Annotated in this window: 6 protein-coding genes; 4 read left to right on the forward strand and 2 right to left on the reverse strand. The window is 69.3% G+C overall.

Translation table 11 applies throughout. The features are described 5' to 3' along the window. The first annotated feature begins 239 nt into the window (after positions 1 to 239). The 4 genes from ACCD06_RS04710 (at position 240) to ACCD06_RS04725 (ending at position 9,084) form a co-directional block, all read left to right on the forward strand. A complete protein-coding gene (locus ACCD06_RS04710) occupies positions 240 to 2,756 on the forward strand; it encodes a cation:proton antiporter (protein WP_109075541.1) in 2,517 nt (838 codons plus the stop codon). A gap of 24 nt (positions 2,757 to 2,780) precedes the next feature. Next, positions 2,781 to 3,662, forward strand: a complete 882-nt coding sequence (locus tag ACCD06_RS04715; RefSeq protein WP_413339131.1) for a DMT family transporter — start codon at positions 2,781 to 2,783, stop codon at positions 3,660 to 3,662. Between the two features lie 122 nt (positions 3,663 to 3,784). Beyond that, positions 3,785 to 5,422: a GMC family oxidoreductase gene (locus tag ACCD06_RS04720; protein WP_413339133.1), complete on the forward strand. Its 1,638-nt coding sequence runs from the start codon at positions 3,785 to 3,787 to the stop codon at positions 5,420 to 5,422. A 173-nt stretch (positions 5,423 to 5,595) separates the two neighbouring features. Beyond that, positions 5,596 to 9,084 carry an indolepyruvate ferredoxin oxidoreductase family protein gene (locus ACCD06_RS04725; RefSeq protein ID WP_413339135.1) on the forward strand — a complete coding sequence of 1,163 codons (3,489 nt, stop codon included), beginning with the start codon at positions 5,596 to 5,598 and terminating at the stop codon, positions 9,082 to 9,084. A 7-nt stretch (positions 9,085 to 9,091) separates the two neighbouring features. Here the strand turns inward: ACCD06_RS04725 and ACCD06_RS04730 are convergent, their stop codons facing one another. Beyond that, positions 9,092 to 10,762 (reverse strand): tetratricopeptide repeat protein, encoded by a 1,671-nt coding sequence (locus tag ACCD06_RS04730; protein ID WP_413339137.1) that lies wholly within the window; start codon positions 10,760 to 10,762, stop codon positions 9,092 to 9,094. 51 nt (positions 10,763 to 10,813) lie between these two features. Then, complete coding sequence (gene bcsN / locus ACCD06_RS04735) at positions 10,814 to 11,524, reverse strand: cellulose biosynthesis protein BcsN (protein WP_413339139.1); 711 nt, start codon at positions 11,522 to 11,524, stop codon at positions 10,814 to 10,816. Between the last annotated feature and the right edge of the window lie 21 nt (positions 11,525 to 11,545).

Genomic DNA, 11,545 nt, shown 5'->3' on the forward strand with positions numbered 1-11,545 from the left:
CCCGCACCCCCGCTTCCATATCACGACCAAGCTTCGGCCATCCTAGCCAAATGCGTGTCCCGCCGCCAGCGCCGGCCCACGGGGTTGTGACCCGGCGCTCCGATTCAGCCCGGCGGCGGGGTGGAGCCGCGCGCATCGCTGCGGACCATTTTTGCCGCAGGACCGGACGGTTCCCGGTCTTGCCCCGGCAAGAGTGCGGCGATACCGTGCAGCCCACGCCGCAGCCGTTCCGTGGAAACATGCACGATATCGTCATTCAAGTCCTGGGCGTTGCCGGGCTTCTCGCCCTCGTCAGTTTCCTGCCGCCGCTGGCCGCCCGCTTCCAGGTGCCCTACACGGTGCTGCTGGCCGGCGTCGGCGTGGCGCTGGGTGCAGTGATCCAGACCTTCGCCGGCATGCCGGGCAAGGGACCGTTCCACGACTTCCTCGCGTCTCTGGCGGAGCTGGACGTTTCCTCCGACGTGCTGCTGCACATCTTCCTGCCGATCCTGCTGTTCGAAACCGCTCTGGCGGTCGATGTGCGCCGGCTGTTCGACGATCTGGGGCCGATCCTGCTGATGGCGGTGGTGGCGGTGTTCGTCTGCACCTTCGCCGTCGGCTATGCGGTCAATCTGTTCACCCCGATGCCGCTGGTCGCCTGCCTGCTGCTGGGCTCCATCGTCGCCTCCACCGACCCGGCGGCGGTGATCGGCATCTTCCGCGACCTGGGCGCGCCGCGCCGGCTGACCACGCTGGTGGAAGGCGAAAGCCTGCTGAACGACGCCGCGGCCATCGCCCTGTTCACGCTGCTGCTCGACATGCTGACGCGCAAGGCCACCGGCGGGGCCGGGGCGGCGGCGCTGGACTTCCTGCGCGATTTCTCCGGCGGCGTCGTCACCGGCTACATCTGCGGCCGCATCGTCTGCATGCTGGTGGAGCCGGTGCGCAACCAGCCGATGGCGGAGATCACGCTGACGGTGGCGCTGGCCTATCTGTCCTATGTGCTGGCCGAACATTATGTCGGCGCGTCCGGCGTGGTGGCGGTGGTGGCGTCGGCGCTGGTCATCGGATCGGTCGGGCGCACCCGCATCTCCCCCGCCACCTGGGGCGCCATGGAGCATGTCTGGCAGCAGCTGGGCTTCTGGGCCAACTCCCTGATCTTCCTGCTGACCGCCATCCTGGTGCCGCGGCTGATGGCCGACGCCGGCTGGGCGGAGGTCGGGCTGGTGCTGGTCGTCGTGCTGGCCGCCTTCGCCGCGCGCGCGGTGGTGCTGTTCGGGCTGCTGCCGATCCTGTCCTGGGCCGGGCTGGCGCAGAAGGTCAGCAATTCCTACAAGGCGGTGATGCTGTGGGGCGGCATGCGCGGGGCGGTGTCGCTGACGCTGGCCCTGGCGGTGACCGAGAATTTCCGGGTGCCCGACCGGGTGCAGAGCTTCGTTGCGGTGATGGTCACCGGCTTCGTCTTCGTCACCCTGTTCGTCAACGGTACGACGCTGCGCTGGCTGATCCGCCTGCTGAAGCTGGACGAGCTGACGCCGGTCGAGCGCGCCATGCGCAACCGCGCGCTGGCGCTGTCCACCGACAGCATCCGCGACCGCGTCGCCGCGGTGGCCGAGACCTATGAGGTCGACGGCGTCGTCAAGGACGTGATGGTCGCCCGCTATGAGGAGCGGCGGAAGCAGATCGACCAGGACCGCCAGGAGGAGGCTCAGCTGACCGGCGAGGACCGCGTCACCATCGGCCTCGTCATCCTGGTGAACCGCGAGGAGGAACTCTATTACGCCCACTTCTCCGAAGGGGTGGTGTCGCGCGCGGTGATGGAGATGCTGGCCGGCCGCAGCGGCCGGCTGCTCGACGCGGTCAAGAGCCAGGGGCGCAACGGCTACCGCGCCTTCGAGGAGCCCTTCATCGCCTTCTCCCCCTGGATGCGGGCGGCGAGCTGGCTGCAGCGCCGCTTCGGCATCCACCGGCCGCTGGCCCGGCGCCTGTCGATGCGGTTCGAGGTGCTGGTGGCGGTGCGCACGGTGCTGCGCGAGCTGCTGGCCTTCACCCGCGACCGTCTGGCCCGCGTGCTCGGCCAGGAGGTGGCGTTCGAGCTGGAGGGCATGCTGGTCGGCCGGCTCGGCATCGTCGAACAGGCGCTGTCGGCGCTGAAGCTGCAATATCCCGACTATGCGGTGGTGCTGCAGAGCCGCTACGTCGGCCGCGCCGCGCTGCGGCTGGAGCATGCCGAATACCGCGCCATGCACGCCGAATCGATCATCAGCCAGGAGGTTCTGACCGACCTGGAACGCGATCTGGAACAGCGCCGCCGCGTGCTGGAACGCTTGCCGAAGCTGGATGTGCGATTCGACGTGGCCGAGTTGGTGCGCCGGGTGCCGCTGTTCGCCGGCCTGCCGTCGGAGCGGGTGGCGACCATCGCCACCCTGCTGCGCGCCCAGCTGGCGCTGCCGGGCGAGACCATCGTGCGCAAGGGCGAGCGCGGCGACGCCATGTTCTTCATCGCGTCGGGTGCCGTGGAGGTGCTGGTGCCGATGCTGGCGGAGCCGGTGAAGCTGGGCACCGGCGACTTCTTCGGCGAGATGGCCCTCTTGTCCCGCCAGCGGCGCAATGCAGACGTGCGGGCGCTGGGCTATTGCCAATTGCTGGTGTTGGATGAGAAGGATTTCCGCCGGCTGGTGCAGAAGGACGCGGATTTGCAGTCCCACATCCAGGCGGTCGCCGAAGCGCGCCGCCAGCCGACCCAGTCGTCTCCGGCCGTTCCGGCGGTAAGCTGACCGGACGGGGAAGGGATTTCAAGGATGAGCGGAACCGCGACGGGCGGCCAACCCTGGCTGCGCCTGATGCCGGGCCTTTTCGTGCTGCTGTGGAGCACCGGCTTCATCGGCGCGAAATACGGCCTGCCTTACGTGGAGCCGCTGACCTTCCTGCTGATCCGGCTGGGGCTGGTCGCCGTGGTGCTGGCGCTGGTGGCCCTCGTCAGCGGCGCGCCCTGGCCCAGGGACTGGCCGACCGCCGGGCGGATCGCGCTGGCCGGGCTGCTGGTCCACGGCGTCTATCTCAGCGGCATCTTCATCGCCATCTCACAGGGCCTGCCGGCCGGGGTGACCGCGCTGGTCGTCGGCATCCAGCCGCTGCTGACCGCAGCATTGTCCGGCCCGCTGCTGGGAGAACGGGTGACCGGACGGCAATGGGCTGGACTGCTGCTGGGCCTTGCCGGCGTCGGGCTGGTGGTGCGGGAGAAGCTGTCCATCGACGCCGCGCATCTGGTTCCGTTCGGCTATGCGCTGGTGGCGCTGGTCGGCATCACGCTGGGCACGCTGTACCAGAAGCGCCATGGCGGCGGCATGGATCTGCGCAGCGGCACCGCCATCCAATACGGCGCCACCGCGGTCGCCTTGGCGATCGCCGCCCCGCTGACCGAGACGATGCAGGTGCAGTGGACCGGGGAGTTCGTCTTCGCCCTGCTGTGGCTGTGCTTCGTGCTGTCGGTCGGCGCCATCTTCCTGCTGTTCGCCCTGATCCGCCGCGGTGCTGCGGCAAAGGTCGCCAGCCTGTTCTACCTGACCCCGCCGGTCACCGCGCTGATCGCCTGGCTCCTGTTCGGCGAGAAGCTGGGCCTCGTGGCATTGGCCGGCATGGCGGTGGCGGTCTGCGGCGTGGCGCTGGTGAACCGGAAGTAGGCGAAGGGGCCGGGTGAGCCGCCGGGCGAAGGCGCCGGCCGCGGCAAGATTTCGCTGGATCGTCCGCCCGCTCAGCAATCTAATATGTCTGACAAATCAATAATCCCCTGGGGAGGGACGCGATGGCGGACGTGTTGGACTTCGGCAGCTTCGACTACATCATCGCGGGCGGCGGCACGGCCGGCTGCGTGCTGGCCAACCGGCTGTCGGCCGATCCGGACGTCTCGGTCCTGCTGCTGGAGGCGGGCGGCAAGGACAGCTGGGTGTGGCTTCACATCCCCGCCGGCTATCTGTTCTGCATCGGCAATCCGCGCACCGACTGGTGTTTCAAGACGGAGGCCGAGCCGGGGCTGAACGGCCGCAGCATCCATTACGCCCGCGGAAAGGTGCTTGGCGGCTGTTCGTCGATCAACGGCATGATCGCAATGCGCGGGCAGGCGCGCGATTACGACGAATGGGCGGCCATCACCGGTGATTCGCGCTGGAGCTGGAAGGAGGTGCTGCCGGTCTTCAAGGGCAGCGAGGATTATTGGCGCGGCGCCGACGAGATGCACGGTGCCGGCGGCGAATGGCGGGTGGAGCGGCAGCGGTTGCGCTGGGACCTGCTCGACCGCTTCGCCGAGGCGGCGCAGCAGGCAGGCATCCCGCGAAACGACGATTTCAACCGCGGCGACAATTTCGGCGTCGGCAGTTTCGAGGTGAACCAGAAGGGCGGCATCCGCTGGAGCGCGGCCAAGGCCTTCCTGCGCCCCGCTCTCGATCGGCCCAACCTGAAGCTCGCCATTGAGGCGGCCATCGACAAGGTGGAGATCGCCGACGGCCGCGTCACCGGCATCCGCTTCACCGTCAAGGGGGAGCCGGCACGGGCGACATCCAAGATCGAGACGGTGCTGGCGGCAGGCGCCATCGGCAGCCCGGCGATCCTCCAGCGTTCCGGCATCGGCCCGGCGGAGCATCTGAGGAAGCTGGGAATACCCGTGGTGCTGGACGCGCCGGACGTCGGCGCCAACCTGCAGGACCATCTGCAGCTGCGCATGATCTACAAGGTCGACGGCATCGTCACGCTGAACAAGCGGGCCGGCAGCCTGTTCGGCAAGGCGATGATGGGGCTGGAGTACGCGCTGTTTCGCAAGGGACCGCTGACCATGGCGCCCAGCCAGCTCGGCGTCTTCGCCAAATCCTCAGCAGAGGTCGCGACCGCCGATCTGGAATACCATGTGCAGCCGCTGTCGCTGGAGAAGTTCGGCGATCCGCTGCACGGCTTCCCGGCCTTCACCGCCAGCGTCTGCGACCTGCGCCCGGCCTCGCGCGGCTGGACCCGCATCACCACCGCCGACCACCGCGCCAATCCAGCCATCGCCCCCTGCTACCTGTCCGATCCGGCCGACAAGGCGAAGGCGGCCAAGGCGCTGGCGCTGACCCGCCGCATCGTGGCGCAGCCGGCGCTGGCCCCCTACCACCCGCAGGAATACAAGCCCGGCCCCAGCTTCCAGACTGAAGAGGAACTGGCCAAGGCCGCCGGCGACATCGGCACCACCATCTTCCATCCCGTCGGCACCTGCCGGATGGGCGGCAAGGACGACGCCACCGCCGTCACCGATGCGGAGATGCGGGTGCGCGGCGTGCGCGGCTTGCGGGTGATTGACGCCTCGGTGATGCCGACGCTGACCTCCGGCAACACCAACACGCCGACGGTGATGATCGCCGAGCGCGGCGCCGCCCTGATGCGGGCCGACCGCCGCGCCGCTCTGAAAGGGTAATCCGTCCGGAAAGCCCCGCGGCCTGCGCAAAAATTTCGCTGAGCGGCCCAACAATCCGCAACAGGATTTTCCGATCACCCCCGATCCACGGCCAACCCGCAAAATCATTTGCCTGCGAAAGGTGCAGACTTGTCCCCAACGATAGAAATCCGAGGGGACGAGAGATGGACGGCATGCCGAAAGGCTTGCGGGCGGAACGGGCGGAGATCGACCGGAGCTATCGCCTGGACGACCGCTACAGCCGGGCCGAGGGCCAAGTCTATCTGTCCGGCACCCAGGCGCTGGTCAGGCTTCTGCTGCTCCAGGCGGAAAGCGACCGGCGGGCGGGGCTGAACACCGCCGGCTTCGTCAGCGGCTATCGCGGCTCGCCGCTGGGCGGGCTGGATCAGGCGCTGTGGCAGGCCAGCCGGCATCTCGACGCCCATGCCATCAGCTTCGTCCCCGGCGTGAACGAGGATCTGGGCGCCACCGCCGTGATGGGCACCCAGCAGGTCGAATCCTCGGGCGAGGGCACCGTCGATGGCGTGTTCGGCCTGTGGTACGGCAAGGGGCCGGGGGTGGACCGCTCCGGCGACGTGCTGAAGCATGCCAACGCCTATGGCAGTTCGCCGCGCGGTGGCGTTCTGGCGGTGGCCGGCGACGACCATGGCTGCGTGTCCTCCAGCATGCCGCACCAGAGCGACCTTGCGATGATCGCGTGGTCGATGCCGGTGCTGAACCCGTCGGGCGTGCGCGAGTTCCTCGATTTCGGCCTGTACGGCTACGCGCTGTCGCGCTTTTCCGGCGCCTGGGTCGGGTTCAAGGCGATCTCGGAATCGGTGGAAAGCTCCGCCACCGTGCGGCTGCCGTCGCTCGACCGCGGCTTCCTGCCGGTGGAGTTCGATCCGCCGCCGGGGGGCTTGCATTACCGCTGGCCCGACCTGCCCAGCCTCGCCATCGAGGAACGTCTTGCCGCCAAGGTCGCGGCGGTGAAAGCCTTCGCGCGCGTCAACCGCATCGACCGCACCGTTCTTGGCCGGGGCGGCTGGCTGCGCATCGTTACAACCGGCAAGGCGCATCTCGACCTGATGGAGGCTCTGCGCCTGCTGGGCATCGGCCCGGTGGAAGCGGCGGAGATCGGGCTGTCGGTCCACAAGATCGGCCTGTCCTGGCCGCTGGAACCCGACTTCGCCTTGACCGCCGCCCGCGGTGCCGAGGAGATCCTGGTGGTCGAGGAAAAGGCTCCCGTCGTCGAGGGCCAGTTGAAGGACCTGCTGTTCCACCTGCCGGCCGGCGAGCGTCCGCGCGCCGTGGTCGGCAAGACCGACGAGTTCGGCGCCCATCTCCTGCCCGCCACCGGGGAACTGCGCCCCTGGATCGTCGCGAAGGCCCTGGTGGAGCGCATCCGCCACCGCTTCCCGGAGCGTGACTTCGCCAATCGTCTGGCCGACCTGCTGCCGGCCGAAGCCCCCGCCGCCCCCGCCCTGCCCCGCACCCCCTATTTCTGCTCCGGCTGCCCGCACAACAGCTCCACCAAGGTGCCGGAGGGCAGCAAGGCGATGGCCGGCATCGGCTGCCATTTCATGGCGTCGTGGATGGACCGCGACACGGTCGGCCTCAGCCAGATGGGTGGCGAGGGCGTCAGCTGGATCGGGCAGTCGCGCTACAGCAAGCGGTCACACATCTTCCAGAATCTGGGCGAGGGCACTTATTTCCATTCCGGGCTGCTGGCGATCCGACAGGCGGTGGCCGCCAAGGTCAACATCACCTACAAGATCCTGTTCAACGATGCCGTCGCCATGACCGGCGGCCAGCCGGTGGACGGCCCGATCTCCGTCGACGCCATCACCCGCCAGCTGGCGGCGGAGGGCATCACCCGCATCGCCGTGGTCAGCGACGCGCCGGAGAACTACGACAGCCGGTCAGGCTTGGCTCCCTTCACCACCGTGCATCACCGTGAGGATCTCGACGCCGTCCAGCGCGAGATGCGCGAGATCCCCGGCGTCACCGCCATCGTCTATGAGCAGACCTGCGCGGCGGAGAAGCGCCGCCGGCGCAAGCGCGGCACCATGGCCGACCCGGCCCGCCGCATGGTCATCAACGATCTGGTCTGCGAAGGCTGCGGCGATTGCGGGAAGAAGTCGAACTGCCTGTCGGTGCAGCCGAAACAGACCGAATTCGGCGTGAAGCGGCAGATCGACCAGTCCACTTGCAACAAGGATTACTCCTGCGCCGATGGCTTCTGCCCCAGCTTCGTCTCGGTGATGGGCGGAAGCTTGCGCAAGCCGAACCCGGACAAGGTCGCCGCCCGCTTCGCCGACGATCTGGCGGATCTGCCGCTGCCGCATTACAGTGCGGCGGAGGATCCGGCTGAAATCCTGGCCGAGATTTTGATTGTGGGCGTCGGCGGCACCGGCGTCGTCACCGTTGGCGCGGTGCTGGCAATGGCCGCCCATCTGGAGGGCAAGGCGTCCTCCGTGCTCGACTTCATGGGCTTCGCGCAGAAGGGCGGCGCGGTCTACAGCTATCTCCGCGTGGCCGGCGACGCGGCGCAGCTGAACCAGGCGCGGATCGACCCGAAGCAGGCGCAGCTGGTGCTGGCTTGCGACACGGTGGTCGCCGCCTCTCCCGACGCGCTGAAGACGGTTCGCCTGGGCCGGACGCGGGTGGTGGCGAACGCCCATGTCGCCCCTACCGGCGCCTTCACCCGCGACGGAACCAAGCTTCCCGATGCCGGCGGACTGCTGCGGAGCCTGCGCCGCGCCGCCGGACCCGACCGGGTGGAGGTGGTGGACGCCAACCGGGTGGTCACCGCCCTGTTCGGCGACAGCATCCTCGCCAACGTCTTCCTGATGGGCGTCGCCTTCCAGAAGGGGCTGCTGCCGGTCGGGCTGGAGGCGCTGACCCGCGCCATCGAACTGAACGGCACCGGCGTCGCCGCCAACCTGCGCGCCTTCGCCTTCGGCCGCCTCGCCGCGCACCGGCCGGAGTTGCTGGCGACGCTGGGGGCGGAGGAGGAAGCGCCCGCGACAGACCTCGCCACCATCGTCGAGCGCCGCGCCGCCTTCCTCGCCGACTATCAGGACCGCGCCTATGCCGACCGCTACCGCGCGCTGGTGGAGCGGGCGCGGCAGGCGGAGGCGCGCGTCACCCCCGGTTCGACCGCGCTGGCCGAAGCGGTGGCGCGCAGCGCCTTCAAGCTGATGGCCTACAAGGACGAGTATGAGGTCGCCCGCCTGCACAGCGACCCGGCCTTCCACAAAAGCCTGGAGGAGCGCTTCGAAGGCGACTGGAAGCCGGTCTTCCACCTCGCCCCGCCCCTGCTGTCGCGCGACACCAACGGCTATGGCGAGCCGCGCAAGATGGCGCTGGGCGCCTGGATCCTGCCGGTGTTCCGCGGTCTCGCGGCGATGAAGAGGCTGCGCGGCACCGCGCTCGATCCGTTCGGCTATACGGCGGAGCGGAAGATGGAACGCGCGTTGATCGCCCGCTACGAGGCCACGGTGGCGGAGATCGCCGAGCGGCTGTCGGTCGACCGTCTCGCCACCGCGGTGGAACTGGCCGCCTTGCCGCAGGAGATCCGCGGCTTCGGCCCGGTCAAGCACCGCGCGCTGGAGGCGGTCAAGCCGCGCTGGCGGGCGCTGGAACAGCGGCTGCGCGAACGGCCGGCGCAGGCGGCGTAAGGCGGCCTCACTTCGCCAGGAAGTGCAGGAAGGGGAAGGCTTCGAAGTCGAAACGGATCAGGGCCGGTGCCCCGCCGCTGCGGACCAGATGGTCGTATGTGCAGTAGGGCGCCGCCTGATCCAGCCCCCAGAAAGCCCGGCCCTCGTCGAAATGCCGGCCGATATAGGCGACGACGAAGTCGAGATAGCGCTGGGCCGCCGGCGTCCGGTTGAAGGCCAGGAAGCCGGCGAGGAAATCACGGGTCGGGCCGCGCCCCCGCCGGTCCTGCATCACCGCCACGTCCCACGCCTGCCAATCGGCCATCGCAAGCCCCGGATCGGCGAGCAGCAGCGCATCGACATCGACCTGGATCACTGGCCCGGCCCCCTGCCGCAGAAGCTGCTGCGTCACCGCGAAACGGGCGGAGGCGAAATAGGTCAGTCGCACCGGCTCCGGCAATGCTGCGAGGTCGATGGTCTCGAAGGAGACCGACAGCGGGGCGTCGTCTGCCAGCCTCATCAGCTCCGCCTCGGTCTCGTCCGAAGGGTTGACGACATGGGCATGCAGGGCGCAGGACGGCGCCTTCTCCAGCCGGGTGGCGAGGAAGCCGGCGCCGAAGCGGCGCCAATAGGTCTCGTCGCAGCCAACCAGCAGGATCGGCCGGCCATTGGCGTTAGGCGGGACCGGCATGCGGCGGACGGCGCGGCCGAAGCATGCCGGCGGTTCGGCGGCCAGACCGTCGAAGAAGGCCGGCTCGCCGCGCACCATCGACCACAGCAGCATCTCGAAATCGGCGGAGATGTCCTGCGGCGTCCATTGGCGGGCGTGTTTGCGGAAATAGCGGCTGGCGAGGTCGAGCCGACCCCGGCGATACAGGCGATAGCAGACCACCGACAGGGCGACGCTGTCCCGCGGCTCCGCCATCAGCCGCCGACGCGCCGCGGCGGTGATCCGGTCCAGCATCGCGTCGTCCATCACCCCGGTCTGAATCGCCACCACCGCCGTGCCGAACAGGTTCTTCACGGCATCGGCATGGCCGTCCGCCGCGGCATCGGCGAAGGCGGCGACCGCCTCCCCCAGGGCGATCCGGTCGACGGTCTTTCCGGCGGTGGCGAGCACCGCCGCCATCAGCCGGCTCGCCGCCAGCCGGCACAGGCCCCGCCGGTACCGGCAGTCGGCCCGGCCGGGATGGAGCGCGTCCAACCGCCGGTAACACTCCTCCGCCTCGTCCGTCCGCTCCTGGGCATAGAGGCAATCGCCGAGCCGCAGCAGATAGGCGTCGGACCCGGGCGCCAGCCGCAAGGCCCGGCGCAGCGCGACGGCGGCACCGGCGCCGTCGTCCAGATCGGTCAGGGCGCCGGCCAGATTGCCGAAGGGTTTGACCCACCCCGGATCGATGGCGGTCGCCACCCGGTGATGAGCGGCGGCCCGATCCGCCTGACCCGCCGCCCGCAGCGCCGATCCAAGATTGTCGTGATAGGCGGCGCAGAGGGGATCTCGCCGGATCGCCTCGCCGATCAGCCGCACGGCCTCGGCGGACTGGCCGGACTGGTGGTGCAGCACGCCCAGCAGGTGCCACGCATCGGCGACCTCGGGGGCCGCCTGGATGATCTTCCGGTAGATGTCCGCCGCCTCGGCCAGGCGATTGCCCTGGTGCAGCCCGACGGCCATGCGCAGCGCTTCGGATACGGTGGTCATGGCGGGCGGACTTCCGATGTGGGGTCTTTCGTCGGAGAGGGGATCTTTGGGCTACATCGCGCCCAGATCCTGCGCCTCCAGCACCGTTTCCGGCAAGGTCAGCGACAGTCCGTCGAAGGGTGCCAGCAAGGCGCGGACGTTGGAGCCGACGCCGCAGGCCCGGTATTCCAGACGCACCGCCTCGATCCGTTCCGGCAGCATCCGCTTGTGGTCGGTGATCAGCTGCCACGCCAGGACGCAGCTGTTCTCCCCATCCTGGGCGGTGACATAGTCGTAGTCGCCGTAGCGGTTGCGGCGGGCGGCGTCGGCGACCTTGACGGTCATCTCCGGGAACTCGCGCCTGGTCGTCGCCAGCAGCGTTTCCATGGTGTAGAGCGGCACCGGGAAGACGCGCGGCGGCTGGACCAGGGCGCCGAACAGGCTGTCGGGCAGGGTCTGCACGTCGACGGTCAGGCGGTTCTCCCCCGGCAGGACCGTGGGGTTGCCCAGCACGACGATGTAGGATTTGTAGACGGCGCCGGTGTCGCGCATGCGGGCGGCAACGATGGGGAAGTCGCGGCTGTCCGGCATGGTCACCGGCAGCGCAGTCGGCTGCACGCGCCGCCACGGGGTGGGCGCCTGGGTCAGGTTGTCGCGGACCCAGCCGGCGCAGCCGGAGGTCAGCAGCGTCGCCGCCGCCAAAGCAGCCAACAGCGCCGCGCGCTTCCAGCCGGTCCGGGCCATACCGGAAATCGAAGTCTCGGAAATTGGACTCTCGGGCATCGGGGCTCCCTTACCAGTCAT

Source organism: Azospirillum sp. CT11-132, assembly GCF_047302835.1.
In the GTDB taxonomy this organism is placed as follows: domain Bacteria; phylum Pseudomonadota; class Alphaproteobacteria; order Azospirillales; family Azospirillaceae; genus Azospirillum.